The 21,201-nt window shown below is 42.0% G+C and carries 18 protein-coding genes; all 18 read left to right on the top strand.

Features of this window, described 5'->3' with window-relative positions:
• Positions 1–13 precede the first annotated feature (13 nt).
• The 18 genes from AB9K32_RS14870 to AB9K32_RS14785 all read left to right on the top strand — a co-directional run bounded on the left by AB9K32_RS14870 (position 14) and on the right by AB9K32_RS14785 (position 21,165).
• On the top strand, positions 14–880 hold the full coding sequence (locus tag AB9K32_RS14870) for a DUF58 domain-containing protein (RefSeq protein WP_369885617.1): 867 nt from the start codon (positions 14–16) through the stop codon (positions 878–880).
• A 5-nt stretch (positions 881–885) separates the two neighbouring features.
• Entirely contained in the window at positions 886–2,541 is a 1,656-nt protein-coding gene (locus AB9K32_RS14865) for a BatD family protein (RefSeq protein ID WP_313790261.1), read from the top strand.
• Positions 2,542–3,540, top strand: coding sequence for a VWA domain-containing protein (locus AB9K32_RS14860; RefSeq protein WP_338197208.1), 999 nt, complete (start codon positions 2,542–2,544; stop codon positions 3,538–3,540). It abuts the gene before it with no gap.
• A gap of 3 nt (positions 3,541–3,543) precedes the next feature.
• Positions 3,544–4,590: a VWA domain-containing protein gene (locus tag AB9K32_RS14855; protein ID WP_252080849.1), complete on the top strand. Its 1,047-nt coding sequence runs from the start codon at positions 3,544–3,546 to the stop codon at positions 4,588–4,590.
• Between the two features lie 10 nt (positions 4,591–4,600).
• Complete coding sequence (locus tag AB9K32_RS14850; protein WP_369885616.1) at positions 4,601–5,476, top strand: tetratricopeptide repeat protein; 876 nt, start codon at positions 4,601–4,603, stop codon at positions 5,474–5,476.
• Positions 5,476–7,263 (top strand): BatD family protein, encoded by a 1,788-nt coding sequence (locus AB9K32_RS14845; RefSeq protein WP_369885615.1) that lies wholly within the window; start codon positions 5,476–5,478, stop codon positions 7,261–7,263. The genes AB9K32_RS14850 and AB9K32_RS14845 overlap by 1 nt, the downstream gene beginning before the upstream one ends.
• The gene (locus tag AB9K32_RS14840) at positions 7,260–8,024 is read left to right on the top strand and encodes an SH3 domain-containing protein (RefSeq protein WP_369885614.1); all 765 of its coding nucleotides are present in this window, start codon (positions 7,260–7,262) and stop codon (positions 8,022–8,024) included. The genes AB9K32_RS14845 and AB9K32_RS14840 overlap by 4 nt, the downstream gene beginning before the upstream one ends.
• Before the next feature lie 59 nt (positions 8,025–8,083).
• Complete coding sequence (locus AB9K32_RS14835) at positions 8,084–8,392, top strand: hypothetical protein (RefSeq protein ID WP_224836116.1); 309 nt, start codon at positions 8,084–8,086, stop codon at positions 8,390–8,392.
• Positions 8,393–8,474: 82 nt separating this feature from the next.
• A complete protein-coding gene (locus tag AB9K32_RS14830) occupies positions 8,475–10,058 on the top strand; it encodes a SulP family inorganic anion transporter (RefSeq protein WP_224836115.1) in 1,584 nt (527 codons plus the stop codon).
• Positions 10,059–10,067: 9 nt separating this feature from the next.
• A complete protein-coding gene (locus AB9K32_RS14825; protein WP_293298400.1) occupies positions 10,068–10,694 on the top strand; it encodes a carbonic anhydrase family protein in 627 nt (208 codons plus the stop codon).
• Positions 10,695–10,796: 102 nt separating this feature from the next.
• Positions 10,797–12,650: a SulP family inorganic anion transporter gene (locus AB9K32_RS14820; RefSeq protein ID WP_369885613.1), complete on the top strand. Its 1,854-nt coding sequence runs from the start codon at positions 10,797–10,799 to the stop codon at positions 12,648–12,650.
• Positions 12,651–12,831: 181 nt separating this feature from the next.
• Positions 12,832–13,851, top strand: a complete 1,020-nt coding sequence (pheS, locus tag AB9K32_RS14815; protein WP_224836112.1) for a phenylalanine--tRNA ligase subunit alpha — start codon at positions 12,832–12,834, stop codon at positions 13,849–13,851.
• 12 nt (positions 13,852–13,863) lie between these two features.
• Complete coding sequence (locus AB9K32_RS14810) at positions 13,864–14,262, top strand: hypothetical protein (protein ID WP_224836111.1); 399 nt, start codon at positions 13,864–13,866, stop codon at positions 14,260–14,262.
• A gap of 102 nt (positions 14,263–14,364) precedes the next feature.
• Positions 14,365–14,859 carry a GbsR/MarR family transcriptional regulator gene (locus tag AB9K32_RS14805; RefSeq protein WP_224836110.1) on the top strand — a complete coding sequence of 165 codons (495 nt, stop codon included), beginning with the start codon at positions 14,365–14,367 and terminating at the stop codon, positions 14,857–14,859.
• Positions 14,860–14,880: 21 nt separating this feature from the next.
• Complete coding sequence (locus AB9K32_RS14800) at positions 14,881–15,954, top strand: efflux RND transporter periplasmic adaptor subunit (RefSeq protein WP_369885612.1); 1,074 nt, start codon at positions 14,881–14,883, stop codon at positions 15,952–15,954.
• Between the two features lie 26 nt (positions 15,955–15,980).
• Entirely contained in the window at positions 15,981–19,127 is a 3,147-nt protein-coding gene (locus AB9K32_RS14795; RefSeq protein ID WP_369885611.1) for an efflux RND transporter permease subunit, read from the top strand.
• 31 nt (positions 19,128–19,158) lie between these two features.
• Positions 19,159–20,559 carry an efflux transporter outer membrane subunit gene (locus tag AB9K32_RS14790; RefSeq protein ID WP_369885610.1) on the top strand — a complete coding sequence of 467 codons (1,401 nt, stop codon included), beginning with the start codon at positions 19,159–19,161 and terminating at the stop codon, positions 20,557–20,559.
• Between the two features lie 6 nt (positions 20,560–20,565).
• Positions 20,566–21,165 (top strand): TetR/AcrR family transcriptional regulator, encoded by a 600-nt coding sequence (locus tag AB9K32_RS14785; RefSeq protein ID WP_224836106.1) that lies wholly within the window; start codon positions 20,566–20,568, stop codon positions 21,163–21,165.
• Positions 21,166–21,201: the final 36 nt, after the last annotated feature.

Raw genomic sequence — 21,201 nt, 5'->3', positions numbered from 1 at the left:
TTATTTGAACCAAATGGATACAAAAGAACTACTAAAAAAAGTACGTAAAATTGAAATTAAGACCCGGCGTCTTTCCGACCATATTTTTGGTGGGGAATACCACTCTACGTTCAAAGGTCGGGGGATGACGTTCAGTGAAGTAAGACAGTATCAGTTTGGGGACGATGTAAGAAGTATCGACTGGAACGTGACCGCACGCTACAACGAGCCATTTGTAAAAGTATTCGAAGAAGAACGCGAACTAACCATGATGTTGATGGTGGACGTAAGCGGATCGGAACTTTTTGGTACATCCAACCAATTTAAAAAAGAAATCATTACCGAGATTTCGGCAACCCTTGCATTTTCGGCACTTCAGAACAACGATAAGGTAGGTCTCATTCTTTTTTCTGACGAAGTGGAACTTTTTATCCCGCCAAAAAAAGGGAAAAGTCACGTACTTCGAATAATTCGGGAATTGTTGGAATTTCAGCCAAAAAGCAACAAGACCAACATTGCGGAAGCTCTAAAATTCTTGACCAATGTTATGAAGAAGAAAGCCATTGTTTTTGTGCTTTCCGATTTTATGGCGAACGACTACGACAATACACTTCGCATTGTGGGCAATAAGCACGATGTTACCGGGATCAGGGTATTCGACAAACGTGAAGAAAACATTCCAAATCTTGGCATGGTACAGATGCAAGACGCCGAAACAGGCGAAGTTCAATTGGTTAACACCCAATCCAAACAAGTGCGTTCTGCCTACGGAAAACATTATATGGAAAAGGTCGCGTATTTCACCAATTCCTTTAAAAAATCCGGTTCCGGAGCAATTAACTGCAGAACGGATGAAAGCTATGTAAGAAAACTATTGGGCTATTTTAAACGAAGAGGATAATGCTAATGGACAATTTACATATAATCAGAGATAGACATAGGCATCCAATCATATGGATCGCCCTGTCGCTCCTATTCCTCTTGCCCATAACGGGCCGGGCTCAATCCGATCCAAAGGTAAACGCCGAAGTGGACACCCTATCCATTAAAATAGGGGAACAGATACAATACAAAATTACGGTGGAGGCGGACTCTACCGATGTGGTTTTCTTTCCCGAAGGGCAAACCTTTTCGCCGCTTGAAACCGTAGAGGCCATTATGGCCGACACCATAAAAAATGAAGAAAAAGTAATCCTTCAAAAAATCTATGCCCTGACCCAGTTTGACAGCGGCGCGTATACCATTCCTCCACAACGGATCGCCATTAACGAGCAACCATTTTTTACAGATTCGTTCCAAGTTAAGGTAGCCGATGTTGCAGTAGATACAACCAAACAAAAGATGTATGACATCAAGCCTTTGATTGAGGTAGAACGGAGCAATGCCGATATGTGGCTTACCGCTCTCTGGATTCTTTTGGGGCTGATTGTGGTCGGTGGTCTGGTCTATTGGTTCTTTTTACGCAAAAAACCATTGACGGAAGAGGAAAAAGTAGCTTTGCTACCGCCTTACGACCGTGCCTTAATGGAACTAAAAAAGCTGGAAAATTCCAAGTATCTCATACAAGACGAGTATAAACAATACTATTCCGAGCTCACAGATATCGTTAGGGCCTATTTAGAAGAGGACGTACACGTTTCGGCGATGGAGAGCACTACCTCGGAACTCATCACCAAGTTGGAAATGCTCAAAGATGCCGGTGAACTCAATTTGGACGACGACACCATCCATCAGTTTCAAAAAATATTGCAGACCGCGGATCTGGTGAAGTTTGCCAAATCAAAACCTGCTACTTCCCTTGCTGAACACGATAGAAAAATTGTAGAACAAATCGTTATAAAAACCCACGAAGCTCTTCCAGAGCCCACAGAAGAGGATTTACTCTTGAACGAGGAATATCTGGAAGAACTGGCCAAGAAAAAACAACGTAAGCGAATATACTGGGCGGCAGCAATTTTTGCGGGAGTTCTAATTTTGGGCAGTGTTTTTTCCGTTGCTTACTTTGGCGCAAAAAAAGTAAGGGACACCGTTTTCGGCTATCCTACCAAAGATCTTTTGGAAGGAGAATGGGTGGCAAGTTCCTATGGTTTTCCACCAATTTTGATGGAAACGCCAGACGTATTGGTCCGTAAGGAAATTGAGTTGCCCAAAGAAACCGAAGAGCTGATCAAGGAATTGCAAACCTTCTCCTACGGCAGTTATGTCGGTATTTTTTCCGTTAGTACGAGTTCCATCACCTTTAAAGAACAGAACGAAGATCCTAATTTTGAAGCTATAATTGTTTCCACGCTAAACAAGTTCGAACAATTGGGTCTTAAAAACATCATTACCAAACAGGAAGAATTTGTTACCCAATCCGGTGTAAAGGGATTAAAAACCTATGGATCGGGATCTTTTGGCGAACCGGATGGCGATAGTAAAAAAGCAAAATACAACATTCTATCGTTCGGTGGAAAAGGGTTTATTCAACAAATAGTGATCACTTGGGAAGATGGCGACGAATATGCCGAAGAGATCGTGGAACGAATTTTAACCAGTTTAGACGTAAAAACACAAGCATAAATGTTTGAGAATATAGAGTTTGCAAATCCTGAATTTTTCTGGCTGCTTCTATTGCTGCCATTGGCTTTGCTATGGTATTTTTTCAAACGAAAAAATGAAATGGCATCACTCCGTATCTCCAGCATCAAAGGATTTACGGTCAAAAGTTGGGCCTCTAAAGTAAAACCAGTACTGTTTGGAATCCGACTATTAGCCTTGGCGGCCATCATCACAGCTTTGGCAAGACCTCAAACAGAGGATATCTCGACACGGACAAAAACCACAAAGGGAATCGATATTGTTATGGCCATCGATGTGTCTTCCAGTATGTTGGCCCGCGATTTAAAACCGAACCGACTATCCGCCCTAAAAGAAGTGGCGGCCAATTTTATTGAACAACGCCCCAACGATCGTATCGGACTAGTAGGATATGCCGGAGAGAGTTATACCAAAACCCCTATTACCAGTGACAAGACCATTGTTTTGGCCGCCCTGGACGATATCACCTATGGTGAACTGGAAGATGGTACCGCCATTGGAATGGGCTTGGCCACATCGGTAAATCGATTAAAGGAAAGCAAGGCCATCAGTAAAGTTATCATTCTTTTAACGGATGGTGTCAATAATTCTGGCTTTATTGAACCCAGAACAGCAGCCGATCTTGCCGTGGAGTTTGGAATAAAAACATACACCATTGGTCTGGGAACCAACGGCAATGCACTTTCTCCCATTGCCTACAACAGAGATGGCTCCTTTAGGTACGGAATGCGACAAGTGGAGATTGATGAAAAGCTTTTGGAAGAAATCGCAGAAGTGACGGGCGGCAAATATTTCCGTGCCACGGATAACGAATCTCTGGAAGAAATTTATGACGAGATTAACAAATTGGAGAAAACCGAAATAGAAGAATTTAAATATTACAAATACGAAGAAAAATTTAGGCCCCTAATATTTCTGGCCGGTATTTTATTGTTGTTGGAATGGGGGCTGCGCAACTCCATCTTTAAAAGTTTTATTTAACGAATGATTCAGTTTGACGAAAAAATTTATTTCTATCTCTTGGCCATAATTCCCGTTATGGTCCTAGCCTTCTTTTTTCTTCAAATCTGGAAAAAAAAGACCCAAAAACGATTTGCGAACACCAATCTGCTCAAACGATTGGCCCCTAATCGGTCCTCATTTAAATCCGCTGTAAAGCTGGTATTTTTGTTGGCCGGCCTTACTTTTTTGATTCTGGGCTTGGTAAACCCCAAAATTGGAACAAAACTGGAAACCGTAAAACGTGAAGGCGTGGACATCGTCTTCGCCATCGACGTATCCAAAAGTATGTTGGCAGAGGATATTGCCCCAAATCGGTTGGAGAAGGCAAAGCGTATCGTATCAGAAATAATCAATCAATTGGCAAGCGATCGTATCGGGATTATCGCCTACGCCGGACAAGCCTATCCGCAATTGCCCATTACTACAGATTATGGTGCTGCAAAAATGTTCCTACAGGGCATGAATACGGATATGTTATCCTCCCAAGGAACCGCCATAAACGCCGCAATTGACCTGGCCAGCACCTATTACGATGATTCACAGCAGACCAATCGGGTGCTGTTCATCGTGTCGGATGGAGAGGACCACTCGGAAAACACCACCTTGGATGCGGTCGAACAAGCCAACCAAAACGGAATCCGTGTTTTTACCATAGGGGTGGGCAAACCAAAAGGAGCACCTATACCCATTAAAAGAAATGGCATAGTTGAAAGCCTGAAAAAAGATAACCAAGGGGAGGTTGTTATTACCAAACTAAACGAAAACGTACTGATCGAGATTGCCGATAGGGGCAATGGTGATTATATTGATGGCTCCAACACCGAAAATGCGGTGGAATACATCAAAGAACAATTGAACAGGATGGACAAAACCGAGTTCGAAGCCAAGCAATTTGCAGAATACAAAGACCAATTCCAATGGTTTCTTGCAGCCGGCTTTTTATTTTTATTTTTGGACATCTTTGTTTTGGACAGAAAAACACAATGGTTGAAAAAACTGAATCTTTTTAACGAGCACGATGATGAATAAGATGACGTTAATGTTTGGACTATTGCTAAGTTTTACAGCGATCCAGGCACAGGAAAACAATATCGAAAAAGCGCAGAGAGAAGCTGAAAAAGCACTACAGGCCTCTACCAATATCACCTACGAGGCCAACCAAGAGCTAACTTCCAACAACTTTGTATCCGCAGAGGCAGAATATAGAAAGGCCATTTCCAAAAGCGATAAAAACGCGGCCGCTAGATTTAATTTGGGCAATGCCTATTACAACCGAGAAAGTTTTGGCGAAGCCTTTGGCCGGTACAAAGAAGCCGGTGACGCCGCAGCGGACAAGAGTGAAAAACACAAGGCCTTCCACAATATGGGCAATGTGTTCATGAAAAACAAAGAATACGAAAAAGCCGTTGAGGCCTATAAGCAAGCCTTGCGCAGCAACCCAACCGACGACGAGACCCGTTATAATCTTGCCCTGGCCAAAAAAATGCTCGAAAAACAGCAGGACGAGCAAAAGAACGATCAGAATAAAGACGATCAAGACAAAAAAGATCAAGAAAACGAGGATAAGGACAAAAACAAAGACCAGAACAACGAAGGGGGCGACAAGGAAAAGAAAGACGAGGGCGAACAAAAAGAAGACGAAAACAAGGACAAGGGAGACCAAGGTGAAAATGGTGAGGACAAGCCCGAAGAAAATCAAAAGGGCGATGGTGATAAGAAAAAAGAACAGGAGAAAAAGCCCAACGAAGGGGACCAGCCACAAGACCAAAAACAACAACCAAAACCCAATCAGCTTTCCAAGCAACAGATTCAGAACCTGTTAGAGGCCATGCAAAACGAAGAGAAAAAAGTGCAGGAGAAAATGGAAGCAAGAAAAGTTCGGGGCAAAAAAATTAAAAACGAAAAAGACTGGTAATGAAAACCTTGATGGGCAACATAGGGTTAATTTTGGGCCTCTTCCTTTTAACAGGAATATATTCCCATGCTCAGGAAGATTCCGATCAGGTTACGTTTACCCTGAACTTGAGCAAAGAGGAATTGGGCATAAACGAACGCCTAAGAGTTGATTTTACCATGAACAGGGATGGCGATAACTTTAAACCGCCCCAGTTTGATGGTTTTAAGGTAGTTATGGGGCCTTCCCAATCCATAAGCTCCTCGTGGATTAATGGCAAGCGCAGTTTTTCCAAAACCTACACCTACATCCTAGTACCCACGGCCAGAGGAAGTTTCACCATTAATCAGGCAACCATAGAAATTGAGGGGAAAACTTACAAGACGACTCCACAAAACGTGGAAGTGACCGCAGCCGTGGACAAGCCGAATTCTCAAAAAACTGTTGATGATGTTGCCGATGAGAGCCTTCATTTGGTCGCAGAGGTATCCAAAGCAAATCCTTATCTCAACGAAGCCGTAACCGTACTTTACAAACTATATGTAAGTCCAAACATTAGTGTTACCAATTACCGCCCATTGGACAACCCGACCTACAACAATTTTTGGAGTCAGGATATCCCGGTAACCAAGCATACGGCCCAAAATGGAACATATCAAGGCAAGCCATACCGCTACGTGGTTTTAAAACGAGTGGTACTATATCCACAAAAAGCCGGAAAGCTGGACATAGAACCGTTATCCTTGGAAGTGTTTGTTGATGTGCCTACAGACCGCAGGGATTTTTTCGGGGGCAGGATTTACACCCAGACCAGTAAAACGGTCTCCGCAGGCAATAGGACGATCAACGTAAAACCATTGCCCGAAGCCGGTAAACCGGAGAATTTTAGTGGAGCGGTAGGTGAATTTGATTTTTCGGTAACTACGAGCAAAACACAACTGAATGCTTCGGAATCGTTGCAGGCAAAAGTTGAAGTGACCGGAAAGGGTAACCTAAAATTATTTCAACTTCCCGAACCAGAATTGCCTAGCTCCCTGGAAGTTTATGATCCAGAATACGACGAGAACATCCGTACCTACAGTACTGGAATGGAAGGTAAAGTAGCCAATAATTACACTATTGTGCCCTCTTTCCGAGGAAAATATCCCATACCCAGTATCTCCTTCAGCTATTTTAATCCTTCGACGGGAAGGTACAATACCATCAACTCGGAAGAAATAAACATTGAGGTAATAGAGGGACCAACAGGAAATTCCGATAATGTCTCGGTACCTTCCGCGAATAAACAATTGGTTGTGCCTACCGGGGAACAGTTCCATTTCATCAACATTAATCCCAACCTAAAGCCCATCGATCAAAAGCGCTTTTTTGGCTCAAATACGTTTTTTATCCTTTTATTGGCACCCCTACTCTTGATCCCAATGGCCATTTTCTTTTTTAAGAAACGTGAGGCCATTGCCAGCGATGTGATCGGAAACAAAATCAAGCAAGCCAACAAATTGGCCAGAAAATATCTTTCCACCGCAAAAAAGGAGCTTGGCAATAAAGAGGCGTTTTATGTAGCCCTGGAAAAAGGACTGCACAATTATTTAAAAGCAAAGTTACATATAGAGACCTCGGAATTCAGCAAGGATAAAATAACCCATATTCTCTCGGAAAAGAATGTCGACACAAATGACATTTCTGGGTTTATTGAATTGCTGAGAAGTTGCGAAATGGCTCGATATAGCCCATTCTCCAATGTTCAGATGCAACAGGATTACGAAAAGGCGAGCGATGTAATATCTAAATTGGACAAGCAATTATGAGCACAAAAAAAATAGTCCTTTTAATTTGTCTTGGTTGGTGCTCTTTGGGATTTTCCCAAAATGAAGCACTCTTTAACGAAGCTACAGAACTGTACAACAATGGCGAATACTCTTCGGCCATTGAGAATTATAAAAAAATACTTGAAAAAGGAGAACATTCGTCCTCGGTATATTTCAATCTTGGGAATTGCAACTATAAGTTAAATGCCATAGGCCCAAGTATTTACTTTTATGAGAAGGCACTGCTTTTGGACCCGAACAACAAAGAGATTCAAAACAATCTTAGGTTTGCCCAGAATATGCGTTTGGATGCCATAGAAGAAATGCCAAAAACTGAGCTTTCACGGATATATACTGCCATAGTCGGTATGTTCTCTTCCGATCAGTGGGCATATATTGCCGTTGGACTTATTTTTTTATTCGTTCTGGCGTACATGGCCTATTATTTTTTACGACCGGCCAACCAAAAAAGAGCCGCCTTTATCTCGAGCATTTTTTCTTTAGCATTGGGGAGTGTTTGTATCTTAATGGCTTACCTCAACCATCAACAGTACAAAAATGATGATCCAGCCATTGTTTTTAGCAAAGAAGTTCAAGTAACTTCCGAACCAAACAACAACAGTGCGGCCATTTTCACCCTACACGAAGGGACCAAAGTAAACATCTTGGAAGAGTTGGATGATTGGAGGAGAATACGCATTGCAGATGGTCAAACTGGATGGTTAATGGATAACACCATTAAGCCATTAAAAGATTTTTAGTTATATTTTAACAGAAATCTTTACGTCTTATCGTAAATTTGCAAAACTTATAAGTATTTATGCGAATACTGGCCTTACCACTTGCTTCTTTTTTGATGGTCTTCATTCTGATGACCTCTTCCTTTGTGCCCCTTTTGGGCAAGGAGTACAGTACGGCCATTATTTTAGGTTCTTCCGAAGAGGAAAACAACACCCACGACACATCGAACAATAAAACATTTGATAGCAAATACTTCCTGTACAAAAGCTTTTTTGCTATGGATCCTTCTATAAATCAGGAAAAAAGCAACAACGCCTTGGGATATGTATTCGCTGTTTTAGAGTTTACACTCGAAACACTAGACCCTCCTCCCCGAAAATTGGTTTAACACTCAATTTTACGTTCAAATCAAATTTTCAACGTCCCCTATCCAGTAATCCCGGTGTGGCGGACAAATCTTACTTATTATTATGTTCAAGAATTTAAAAAATGACTTGCCTGCAAGTATAGTGGTCTTTTTTGTGGCACTACCCCTATGTTTGGGTATCGCCCTGGCCAGTGGAGCACCTCTCTTTTCGGGTCTCATCGCAGGTATTATCGGAGGAATCGTTGTTGGAGGATTAAGCGGATCACAAATAGGGGTAAGTGGCCCGGCAGCAGGACTGGCTGCAATTGTTCTTACGGCCATTGGCACTTTGGGGGGTTATCAGAACTTTCTGGTTGCCGTGGTTTTGGGAGGTGTCCTACAGTTTCTTTTCGGAATCTTGAGAGCTGGGGTCATCGCCTACTATTTTCCATCATCCGTAATTAAGGGAATGCTTACCGGTATCGGTATCATCATCATTCTAAAACAGATTCCCCATTTTTTTGGTTACGATGCCGATCCCGAAGGAGATTTTGCCTTTTTTCAAGTTGATGGTGAAAATACCTTTAGTGAAATCATCAATACCGTGAATTTTATAAGCCCGGGTGCTACCATTATTGCGATTATCTCGTTGGCAATATTGATTTTGTGGAGCCAAGTATTGACCAAAAAATCAAAAATCTTTGAACTTGTACAAGGACCATTGGTAGCCGTAGTCCTTGGAATCATTTATTTTACGGTAACACAGGGAAATGAGACTTGGGGCATCTCTCAAGAACATTTGGTCAGTGTTCCCGTACCCGATAGTTTCGAGTCCTTTTTAGGTTTCTTTAGTTTTCCTAATTTTTCGGTGATCACCAGCACCGAGGTTTGGATTACAGCGTTTACCATTGCACTTGTGGCCAGTTTGGAAACCTTGCTCTGTGTGGAGGCCACAGATAAATTGGACCCTTTAAAAAGAACTACACCCACCAACCGAGAGCTTATGGCCCAAGGAGTAGGCAATACACTGTCCGGTTTGGTCGGAGGACTGCCGGTAACACAAGTTATTGTGCGTAGTTCAGCAAATATTCAATCTGGAGGTAAAACAAAAGCTTCTGCCATTATCCATGGTTTTTTACTTTTGGGATCGGTCATCATCATCCCGACCCTTCTCAATAAAATACCTCTGTCCGTTTTGGCGGCCATCCTATTTATTGTAGGTTACAAACTTGCAAAACCGAGCTTGTTCAAAACTATGTACCAAGCAGGTTGGAAACAATTTGTTCCATTTATCGTAACCGTTGTTGGTATTGTTTTCACAGACCTTTTGGTAGGAATCAGCCTTGGTCTATTGGTTGGGATCGTGGTAGTTTTGATCAAGAGTTACCAAAACTCACACTTCCTTCATATAGAGGATAAGAGCAATGGTGCCCACAAAATTAAAATGACCTTGGCAGAAGAAGTAACCTTTTTCAACAAAGGGGCCATTCTAAAAGAGTTGGATAGCCTTCCAGAAAATTCGTACCTGGAATTGGACGTAAGAAAAACACGCTATCTTGATAATGATATCGTGGAAATTTTAGAGGATTTTTCCAGCAAGGCCAAAAATAGAAACATCGACATCAAAATAATTTCTGAAAGAGGTGAAGTCGAAAATCCGGAGAGCTATATCGAATTCTTTAATCTAAGACCGAAAAAATCGGCATAAAATATACTTATGAAAGCACACACAAAAGAAACACAGTCGACGATGACCCCTAAAAAAGCCATCGATTTTTTAAAGGAAGGCAATGAGCGGTTTCAACAAAACTTAAAAGCGAACAGAAACCTTTTGGAACAAGTGAACGATACCAAGGATGGGCAATTTCCTTTTGCGACCATTTTAAGTTGTATCGATTCCCGAGTTTCTGCAGAGCTTGTGTTCGATCAAGGTCTTGGTGACATTTTCAGCATAAGAATTGCCGGGAACTTTGTGAACGAAGACATTTTGGGGAGTATGGAGTTTGCCTGTAAGTTGGCCGGCACAAAAGCTATTGTAGTACTAGGCCACACAAGCTGTGGTGCTGTTAAGGGAGCTTGTGACCATGCTCGCCTAGGTAACCTAACTGCTTTGATAAACAAGATTGAGCCTGCAGTAGAAGCTGTATCCGAGCCAAAAGATGAAAGCATGAGAAACTCCAAAAACTTGGAATTTGTTGATGCTGTCGCGGTTAAAAATGTGGAAATGACCTTGGACAACATCCGAAAACAGAGCGAAGTGCTCAAGGAAATGGAGGAAGCGGGTGAAATAGCCCTGGTCGGTGCCATGTACGACATATCCGATGGTAAAGTGACTTTTTTATAAATTCACATTAACTTTACGTAAGCAATGCCAGTAGGGTTACCTGCTGGCATTTTTTAAATATAAATATTTCTATATTCAATTACCAAAAACAACAGCCATACCATGTTCAAACACTTTAGAGGAGATTTATTCGGTGGAATTACAGCGGGCATTGTAGCGCTTCCCTTGGCACTGGCCTTTGGTGTAAGTTCCGGTCTTGGGCCGAGCGCTGGTCTGTACGGTGCCATTTTTATTAGCTTTTTTGCCGCACTTTTTGGTGGTACAAACACCCAAATCTCCGGCCCTACCGCACCCATGACAGCGGTTAGCATGGTAGTTATTGCTGGTATTATTGCCGTAAACGATGGAGATGTGGGCAAAGCACTCCCGGCCATTCTTACTGTGTTTCTTTTGGCAGGCCTTATGCAAATTGGTTTAGGTCTTGTTGGGCTCGGAAAGTATATAAAATACATTCCATATCCCGTGGTTTCCGGGTTTATGACCGCAATTGGTGTAATAATACTAGTTACCCAGATATTACCAGCTGTTGGGTATTATCCAAAAGAAGACTCGGACTATGTAAACCAATTTATGCCAGAAGCCGAAGAAAAAATCTTGGAAAACATTCTAAAAGAAGAAGCCGGAGAAGGAATTTTGGTATTGGAAAATTTCACGGAAACCATTAAAAGGGCCGAAAAGATCACCCATGATGATATGTTGAAAGAAGCCAGTACTTTGGCATCCAAAGATGCCTCGGGCGTTCTTGGAACTTTTAAGGTACTGCCCAGGGCAATCAACAACATCAATTGGTTGGAGCTTGCTTTGGCGTTGGCGACCATTTTTATAATTTATGGGTTCAAAAAAATTACAACCGCAATTCCGAGTACTTTGGTGGCTTTGATAGCTGTTTCCGGGGTTGCATATGGTTTTGGTTGGAACTACAGGCCCATAGAACAAATTCCCAGTGGCTTGCCCGTACCAAATCTGGATATTTTTACGTCGTTTCAATTTGATTCGGTAAGCCCCTACATTTTTACGGCACTTACACTGGCACTGCTTGGTGCCATTGATTCCCTTTTAACCTCCGTGGTTGCCGACAATATGACCCAGACCAAGCATAAACCCAACCAAGAATTGGTAGGCCAGGGTATCGGAAACAGTATTGCTGCCATTTTTGGAGGAATCCCTGGAGCTGGTGCAACCATCAGAACCGTTGTGAACATAAATTCTGGTGGAAAAACAAAGCTCTCCGGTATGGTCGCTGGCATTTTATTATTGGTTATTCTGCTAGCCCTAGGACCAGTAGCTTCGCAAATACCTGCAGCCGTGTTGGCCGGTATATTGGTCACAGTAGGTATCGGTGTTATGGATTATCGGGGATTAAAAGCCATTCCACATCTGCCCAAAGACATTAAACTTGGACCACTAAAATTAAGCTCGGAAGTGATTATTATGTTAGTGGTATTGGTACTTTCTTCGGTTTGGAACTTGGTATATGCCGTTGGTATTGGTCTTGTTATAGCTTCGCTAATGTTCATGAAAAAAATCGGAGACCTGACCGCTAAGCATTCCAAAGTAAAGGCTCTTCGGGAAGAAGCATGGTCAGATGAAAAAAATGTGCCAAAAAAAATCCTGGACAAAGTATTTATAAAACACATAAACGGACCTTTGTTCTTTGGTTCGACCAACGAGTTTCAACAACTTGCCTCCCAAATTCCAGATTCTGCTTCCATTGTAATAATTAGAATGGGCAGAATGCAGTATATGGACCAAACAGGGCTCTATGCAATGGAAGATGTGTTGCAAGATCTAAAACGAAAGGGTGCAACAATACTTTTGGTCAATATTTTGGAACAGCCAAGGTATATGCTCGAACGAATAGACATTATTCCTGACCTGATTCCGGAAAACAACGTTTTTAGCAATTTAAAGTCGTGTTTGGCATGGGTAGATACACATCTAAACACGAAGGAATAAAAACGAACAAACATTGCCAAAAACTATTTTCCGCCCCAATATTTACTTTTTACCATATAATATTTTTTGGGATGAACACTATTTACAGTGAAATCCGGTTCTCGGAACAGTAGATATTATCGCATAACCCATATATTCTAGGACAATTTGCTAAATTTGTCCGCCAATAGCGTAATCAATCATGATTGAGACCATAAAGGAACATATTGCCGAAGTAGAAAAGTTCACTTCGACCTCTACAGATGAAATTGAAGCATTCCGAATCAAATACTTGGGAAAAAAAGGACTGTTGAACAGTTTCTTTTCGGAATTTAAAAACGTGCCAAACGATCAAAAAAAGGATTTTGGCAAGGTGATCAATCAATTAAAGAGTGCCGCTACCAATAAAGTGAACGAACTCAAGGAAGCATTGGAAAGCCAGGCTGAAGTAGCTGGGAAATATGGGGACCTAACACGCCCTGGCGAACCTGTATCGCTAGGTGCACGCCACCCTATATCCATTGTAAAGAACCAGATCATAGATATTTTCTCAAGAATCGGTTTCAATGTATCCGAAGGTCCTGAAATCGAGGATGATTGGCACAACTTTACAGCGCTGAACCTACCGGAATACCATCCGGCACGGGATATGCAGGATACATTTTTTATCCAGACCGACCCCGACATCCTACTGCGTACCCACACCTCATCGGTACAAGTAAGGTACATGGAAGCCAATCAGCCTCCTATTAGAACTATTTCGCCCGGGAGAGTGTACCGAAACGAGGCAATTTCTGCCCGCTCACATTGTTTTTTTCACCAAGTGGAAGGTTTGTACGTAGATAAAAATGTGTCTTTCGCAGATTTAAAGCAAACGTTGCAATATTTTACGTCAGAAATGTTTGGGAAGTCAAAAATAAGACTTCGCCCATCTTATTTTCCATTTACCGAGCCCAGTGCCGAGGTAGATGTATATTGGGGGCTGGAAACCGAAACCGATTACCGTATGACCAAAGGTACCGGATGGCTGGAGATTATGGGCTGTGGCATGGTGGACCCCAATGTGCTCAAAAATTGTGGAATAGACCCAGAAGTGTATTCAGGCTTTGCCTTTGGAATGGGAATAGATCGGATTGCTCTTTTGTTGCATCAGATTTCAGACATTAGATTGCTCAGTGAAAACGATGTACGTTTCTTGGAGCAGTTTAAGAGCGCCCTTTAGATCATAATTTTTATGAAAAAGGATATTGAAATTCCGATTGCCACCGACGTACACGTGGCCATAGTACATGAATGGAACGAAGAATTTCTATCCAAAGATTGGAACGCCTATTTAATAAACAACAGGTCGGATACCATCGAAATGGCCATTGTGGTTTCCAAAGGGTTTGATGGAGATACCAGAACGTCCACCATACGACATGGTATTGGAACACTGGAACCGGGCAGCTTTAAAAAAGTAGAAGTATTGCAAGAAGATGTCCTTGCACTAAACAATGAGTTCTTTGTAACTTTTTTTGCCGAGAACAAACTCTTTGAAAAACGATTTTTATTTCCAAAACATACGGTTACAGAAAAAAATCTCAGTACCATCCCCGTAATACAATCAGAAGGGGTTTTATCAAAAGATTGACCTCGCGTTTTCCTCCATTTCCATCTTTTAACAAACTTTTAGTTCTTATTAGTTCGGTAATTACCGAACCAACACTAATTTTGCGCTTCAATTTTAAAAATAATGTCCAGAGAAGAGCAAAAAAAAGAACTGATCGAGGAACTTGGAATCCATTTGGAAAACCAACACGATATTCCGCCATTGGCTGCAAGACTATATGCAATGCTTGTGGTCACCAACCGTAATGGGCTCAGTTTTGAAGAATGCCAAATTAACCGATGTGCAAGTAAAAGCTCCATATCTACCGCAATTAATCTCCTACTAAAATTGGGATTGATCACCTACTTCACCAAACCGGGAGACAGGAAAAGATATTTTAAGACCTCAGCGGCCAACACTTTCTACCTAAACAAATTGGAAGAAAAATTAAAACGTATTGAGACAGAAAACCGAATTATAACGAAAATCAGAAACTATAATCAAACTTATAATCCCGAAAGGTATGAGACCAATAAAGAACGGGCAGAGATCTATCACTCATTTATTAAGCAAAGTGAAGAATTACTGAGCAACACCCTTCAAGTACTTAAAGAATTAGAAAATCATAATCACAATTAAACAACCCCAACAATAATAAACATGAAAAAAATTGCATTAGGCCTATCTGCCATTAGTCTTGCTTTTATTGCTTCCTGTGGTGGTAAAAATGAGCAACAAGCCACTGCTCCTCAAGCGCCATCACTAAAAGTAAATACCCTAAAGAAACAGGACATTACCTTGTACAACTCCTACTCTACCAATATAGAAGGGGAACAAAACGTTGAAATTTGGCCAAAGGTCTCCGGTTTTGTCCAAAAAATCTATGTTGAAGAAGGTCAACAAGTTAAAAAAGGCCAGTTACTTTTTAAACTGGAAACCCAGACGCTTTCTCAAGATGCCCAAGCCGCCAAAGCAGCAGTAAATGTCGCCCAAGTAGAAGTGGACAAGCTAGTTCCGTTGGTTGAAAAGAACATTATAAGCGAAGTTCAACTAAAAACGGCCAAGGCTCAATTGGAACAAGCAAAAAGTACCTATAGCAGTATTGCAGCCAACATTGGGTACTCCAATATTGTTAGTCCCGTTAACGGTTATATTGGGGAGATTCCATACAAAGTGGGCGCCTTGGTAAGCAGTTCAATGGGACAACCATTAACGGTAGTATCGGATATAAGTACGGTACGCGCTTATTTCTCCATGACAGAAAAGCAACTTTTGGAGATGAAGAGCAAAATGACCAAAGGTGGTGCTTCGGTTTCTTCGGAGAATTCTCCAGAGGTGGAATTGGTAATGATCAATGGTGAAACATATCCACATAAAGGGAAGATTGCCATGGTGAACAATATCATCAATCCAACTACAGGAAGTGTTACCCTAAGAGCAGATTTTAACAATCCCAACTTTTTATTGAGTTCCGGAAGTACGGGAACCATCAAGGTACCTTCTCCTCAAAAAGATGTTATGGTTGTCCCCAAAATGGCCACAGTAGATATACAAGGGAACAAATTGGTCTATATACTTCAAGATGACAACACTGTAAAATCACAAAAAATCAACATTATTGATCAGACCGATTCGGAGTATTTGGTATCCCAAGGTGTACAACCCGGAAACACGATTGTTGTAGAAGGTGTTTCCAAACTTAGGGAAGGACAATCCATAAATCCAATTAAATAACACATCACATAAGTAAAAGATAACCCATGTTTCAAAGATTTATAGATCGGCCCGTGCTCTCCACGGTGATTTCGATAATCATTGTTATTCTCGGTCTTTTAGGTTTAAGTAGCCTAGCGGTAGAAGAATATCCAGAAATTGCTCCGCCGACCGTTCAGGTAACAAGTACCTACACCGGTGCCAATGCGGAAACCGTGCTCAAAAGTGTGGTGGTTCCTTTGGAGGAACAAATCAACGGTGTGGAAGACATGCTCTACATGACCTCCAATGCCAGTAACGACGGTAACGCCACAATCAATGTATTCTTTAAGTTGGGCACAAACCCCGATATTGCCGCGGTAAACGTGCAGAACCGAGTGGCCCGAGCCAATAGTGTACTGCCACAGGCTGTGGTACAAACAGGGGTAATTACCCAAAAGTCACAGACCAGTGCCCTTATGTTCTTCTCTTTATTCTCGGAGAACGAAAATTACGATGCAACCTTTGTAGAGAACTACGCAAGAATAAATATAGTTCCCAAACTTCAACGTATTGAAGGGGTTGGAAATGTTACCGTGTTCGGTTCCAAGGATTACTCCATGCGTATTTGGTTGGACCCAGAAAAGATGTCCGCATTTAACCTGATGCCATCCGACATTCAAGCGGCTTTGCGAGAGCAGAACCTTGAGGCGGCTACCGGTAAGATCGGCGAAAATGCCGACGGTGTATATGAGTATGTCCTAAAATACAAAGGACGGTTAGCAGAAGAAGCAGAATATGAGAACATAATTATAAGAGCCGAGGAAAATGGCCAGTTTTTACGTCTGAAGGATGTAGCTGAAATAGAACTTGGCGCTTTTAATTACGGAACCAAGAACGAAGGTATGGGCAACCCCGGAACTGCAGTGGGTATTTTCCAAACTTCGGGATCCAACGCCAACGAGATCATTGAAAACATCGAGGCTATTCTGGAAGAATCAAAAGCTAACTTCCCAAAAGGCTTGGATTATGTTATCCCGTTCAATTCAAAAGACTTCCTTGATGCTTCCATAGACCATGTAGTGCAAACCTTGGTAGAAGCATTTATTTTAGTGTTTATTGTGGTGTTCCTGTTCCTTCAGGACTTTAGATCGACATTAATTCCTGCGATCGCCGTTCCCGTGGCCATTGTAGGTACCTTTTTCTTTCTACAGTTGTTCGGGTACTCCATAAACATGCTTACTCTGTTTGCCATGATCCTAGCCATTGGTATTGTGGTGGATGATGCCATTGTAGTGGTGGAGGCGGTACACGCCAAAATGGAAGAAGGTGCACAAAATGCAAAAGTGGCCACCAAAACGGCTATGTCCGAGATTTCCGGGGCCATTATCTCCATCACCTTGGTAATGTCCGCCGTATTTATCCCGGTATCCTTTATAGGTGGGTCTTCCGGTGTGTTTTATCAACAGTTCGGTATTACATTGGCCGTTGCCATTTTAATTTCTGCCATAAACGCCTTAACACTGAGTCCTGCACTAGCGGCCCTGTTTTTAAAACCGCACGAGCATGAAAAAGGTAAAAAATCAAACTTAATTGCCCGTTTCTTCAAAGCTTTCAATATTGGTTTTACGGCAATGACCAATAAGTATACCAACACCATTGGTACGTTGGTCAAAAGAAAGTGGGTAACCTTGGCTCTTTTAGTAGGCACAGGTATAGTTGTTTTTTTCCTCTTCAGAACCACGCCTTCCGGGTTTATCCCCAACGAGGACAAAGGAATCATCTTTGCAGATGTTACCATGCCGCCCGGAACAACTTTGGAGGAAACCCAAAAAACCGTTAAGAAACTGGATTCCATATACGAATCCATGGGAATTATTAAAGCCCGTATGAACATAACCGGTTTTAGTATCCTAAACAGTGTTAACGGTGGTTCCTACGGATTCTCCGTAATTCGATTACAAGATTGGGAAAACAGAACAGAACCTTCACAAACCGTTGAGGCTACCATTGGGCAATTATTTGCAAAAACAGCAGGATTAAAAGATGCTCGTATTTTCTTCTTTACCCCGCCAGCGGTAAGGGGATTCGGTAACTCGGCCGGTTTTGAACTAAACTTACAGAACACCGATGCAGAAGATTGGCAATCCATAGGTAAAACTACCAACGAGTTTTTAGCTGCCTTGAATGCAAGACCGGAAGTCCAGTATGCCATTACTTCGTTCAACCCAAATTTTCCTCAGTATGAGTTACAGGTGGACGTAGAAAAAACCAAGTTGGCAGGTTTGGCCGTTACCGATATATTCAATGCAATGCAAGGCTATTATGGGGGACTGTACACCACAGACTTTAATAAGTTCGGTAAACAGTATCGAGTAATGATTCAGGCCAGGCCGGAAGACAGGGCGGACGAAAAGAGCCTTAACCACATATTTGTCAGCAATGCAAACGGTGAATCTGTTCCCGTATCTCAATTTGTTTCCTTAAAGAAAATATACGGCCCCGAGATTGTAAGCAGGTTCAACCTTTTGAACTCGGTTAAAGTCAATGGTGCCATGAACCCTGGTTACAGTACCGGTGATGCGATTACCGCAATTGAAGAAGTTGCCGCACAAGTATTGCCCAACAACTATACTTTCGAGTATTCCGGCCTTACCAAAGAGGAGAACAGTGCGGGCAGCCAGACCATAATCATTTTTATTTTGAGCTTGGTGTTCGTGTACTTCTTATTGAGTGCTCAGTACGAAAGTTATATTTTGCCGCTTTCCATATTGCTATCGTTGCCATTTGGTATTGCAGGAGCCATTTTATTTGTGAATTTGGCCGGTTTGGAAAACAATATTTATTTCCAGATTGCACTGATCATGCTCATAGGTCTCTTGGCTAAAAATGCCATTTTGATCGTAGAATTTGCCCTGCAAAGAAGAAAGTCGGGATTATCGCTTTATGATGCCGCCGCCGAAGGGGCCAGAGCAAGGTTACGTCCAATCTTAATGACCTCCTTTGCATTCATCTTTGGTCTTTTGCCATTGGCACTATCTTCAGGAATTGGTGCCATCGGAAACCGTTCAATCGGTGTAAGTGCTGTAGGTGGCATGCTTGTGGGAACCATTCTGGGTGTATTTGTGATTCCTGTCCTGTTTGTAATATTCCAAGCCATACAGGAGCGTTTTTCAGGCAAGCCCGAAGCATCTCAAAATCAGAACAATGCCTAATCATCCTTTGAACCAACAAAGATTATAATCCATGAAAATTAAACCTTCATATAAATTGTTTTTGCTACTTGCAGTACCTCTGCTATTGCAATCTTGTTTTGTGGCAAAAAACTACAGTAGACCAGAACTTGAGACCGAAAGTCTTTACAGGACCGACAATTTGCCACAGGATAGCATCTCAATGGCAGATGTTTCTTGGAGAGATCTGTTCAAGGACAAACAGCTTGCGGCTTATATTGAGCAAGGATTGGAAAATAATCTTGATATCCGAATTGCGCTTCAAAATGTTGTGGCCGCAGAAGCTTATGTAAAACAGGGCAAGGCCGGTTATTACCCGACCCTGTCCGGCACAACAAGCTTTACTAGGACAAAAAACTCCGAGAACAGTCAGTTTGGAAGTTTTTTTACCAGACCTCTGGAGCAGTACGAACTCTCGGGTACCCTTTCTTGGGAGGCCGATGTTTGGGGTAAGATCAGAAGTAACAAACGGGCTGCCGGGGCATCTTACTTACAAAGTGTTTCTGCCCACCAAGCTGTAAAGACCAATTTGATTGCGGGAATTGCGACCACGTATTTCCAACTTATGGCCTTGGACAAACAATTGGAAGTGGCCAAACAGACTTTGGACGCCCGAAAAAAGAGCCTGGAGACCACCATGGCCCTAAAAGATGCAGGACAGGTTACGGAAGTCGCCGTAAAGCAAACCAAAGCTCAAGTACACACCACCGAGATCATTGTGATCGACTTGGAGAACAACATTAAATTGTTGGAAAATGCTTTTAGCATTCTTTTGGGCGAAGGACCGCAAAAAATTGAAAGAGGCAATTTGGACAATCAATCCATCGATACAGATCTAAGTACCGGGGTCCCATACCTGTTACTTGCCAATCGACCAGATGTGATGCAGGCGGAATACGGTCTTATCAATGCTTTTGAACTTACCAATGTAGCCAAGAGCAGTCTTTATCCTTCGTTAAGCCTATCCGCTACCGGTGGTTTTCAGAGTTTGGAGTTTGATAATTGGTTGGATGCCAGTTCGCTATTTTCAAATCTTGTAGGCTCGTTGACCCAGCCGATCTTTAATGGCAGAAAACTACGTACCCAAATGGAAGTGGCCAAAGCACAACAAGAACAAGCTTTGCTTGCTTACAAACAAGCCCTGTTAACGGCCGGAAGAGAGGTCAGTGATGCCCTATATACCTATAATGCGGAAAGCCAAAAGTTGGAGGCACGGGCCAAAGAACTCGAAGCATACGCAACGGCCGAAACTTATTCCGAAGAATTGTTGAACAATGGTTTGGCCAATTATTTAGAAGTGTTGACCGCAAGACAAAATGCATTGAACTCCGAACTCAACTATGTTGATTCACAATATGCACAGTTAAGTGCTATTGTGGAATTGTACAGGGCACTGGGCGGAGGCTGGAAATAGTTTATTTTGAGTGATAAAATCGAAATATTGGCCCACGCTATCGAGAACTTTACCCGATTTGGGAGCAAACGATTCTCTATGGATGAATTGGCCTCCGAGCTAGGAATTTCAAAAAAAACACTCTACAAGCATTTTAGCAGTAAGGAAAAGCTGGTCTCTGAAAGCTTAGCGTATTTTTTGAATGATATCCGTACAGACATTGAAAAATACATATCAGAAAACCCGAATAAGGAAGAGCCCCTTACCACTATAATCTACATATACAAAAAAGGGTTGATGGTATATCAAAACCTCAACCCTTCTTTTTTAAGAGGCCTGAACAAATACTATCCCGAAGCCTATCAAAAGTATATTGAGCTTAAAAAAGAGATTGTTTGGAACATGGTACATCCTCTTTTGCAAAAGGCTCAAATATTGGAACAAATAAGGCCTAATGTCAATCTAGAACTGGTTTGTACATTATTTCTGTCCCGCATGGAAGACATTGTTTATTCCAAAGAAAATCTCTTCAACGAGTTTAGCATCAAAGAACTTCTGGACCACATTATCATAAACAACTTGCGAGGTATTCTTACGTTGAATTATCTTCAAAAATGCCCTGTTTAACGGCAATAATATTGCTCTTTTTTTAAATTTTAAGCT

The organism is Allomuricauda sp. XS_ASV26 (assembly GCF_041224615.1).
Taxonomy (GTDB): domain Bacteria; phylum Bacteroidota; class Bacteroidia; order Flavobacteriales; family Flavobacteriaceae; genus Flagellimonas; species Flagellimonas alginolytica.
The sequence above is the reverse complement of the archived record's forward strand: the minus strand, read 5'-3'. Positions and strand labels throughout refer to the sequence as shown.

Excerpts from the sequence above, each read along its gene's own strand:
- AB9K32_RS14865 (WP_313790261.1), top strand. The coding sequence starts at position 886 with ATGGACAATTTACATATAATCAGAGATAGACATAGGCATCCAATCATA.
- AB9K32_RS14860 (WP_338197208.1), top strand. The coding sequence starts at position 2,542 with ATGTTTGAGAATATAGAGTTTGCAAATCCTGAATTTTTCTGGCTGCTT.
- AB9K32_RS14845 (WP_369885615.1), top strand. The coding sequence starts at position 5,476 with ATGAAAACCTTGATGGGCAACATAGGGTTAATTTTGGGCCTCTTCCTT.
- AB9K32_RS14830 (WP_224836115.1), top strand. The coding sequence starts at position 8,475 with ATGTTCAAGAATTTAAAAAATGACTTGCCTGCAAGTATAGTGGTCTTT.
- pheS (WP_224836112.1), top strand. The coding sequence starts at position 12,832 with ATGATTGAGACCATAAAGGAACATATTGCCGAAGTAGAAAAGTTCACT.
- AB9K32_RS14835 (WP_224836116.1), top strand. The coding sequence starts at position 8,084 with ATGCGAATACTGGCCTTACCACTTGCTTCTTTTTTGATGGTCTTCATT.
- AB9K32_RS14810 (WP_224836111.1), top strand. The coding sequence starts at position 13,864 with ATGAAAAAGGATATTGAAATTCCGATTGCCACCGACGTACACGTGGCC.
- AB9K32_RS14800 (WP_369885612.1), top strand. The coding sequence starts at position 14,881 with ATGAAAAAAATTGCATTAGGCCTATCTGCCATTAGTCTTGCTTTTATT.
- AB9K32_RS14870 (WP_369885617.1), top strand. The coding sequence starts at position 14 with ATGGATACAAAAGAACTACTAAAAAAAGTACGTAAAATTGAAATTAAG.
- AB9K32_RS14820 (WP_369885613.1), top strand. The coding sequence starts at position 10,797 with ATGTTCAAACACTTTAGAGGAGATTTATTCGGTGGAATTACAGCGGGC.
- AB9K32_RS14855 (WP_252080849.1), top strand. The coding sequence starts at position 3,544 with ATGATTCAGTTTGACGAAAAAATTTATTTCTATCTCTTGGCCATAATT.
- AB9K32_RS14790 (WP_369885610.1), top strand. The coding sequence starts at position 19,159 with ATGAAAATTAAACCTTCATATAAATTGTTTTTGCTACTTGCAGTACCT.
- AB9K32_RS14850 (WP_369885616.1), top strand. The coding sequence starts at position 4,601 with ATGTTTGGACTATTGCTAAGTTTTACAGCGATCCAGGCACAGGAAAAC.
- AB9K32_RS14840 (WP_369885614.1), top strand. The coding sequence starts at position 7,260 with ATGAGCACAAAAAAAATAGTCCTTTTAATTTGTCTTGGTTGGTGCTCT.
- AB9K32_RS14795 (WP_369885611.1), top strand. The coding sequence starts at position 15,981 with ATGTTTCAAAGATTTATAGATCGGCCCGTGCTCTCCACGGTGATTTCG.
- AB9K32_RS14825 (WP_293298400.1), top strand. The coding sequence starts at position 10,068 with ATGAAAGCACACACAAAAGAAACACAGTCGACGATGACCCCTAAAAAA.
- AB9K32_RS14805 (WP_224836110.1), top strand. The coding sequence starts at position 14,365 with ATGTCCAGAGAAGAGCAAAAAAAAGAACTGATCGAGGAACTTGGAATC.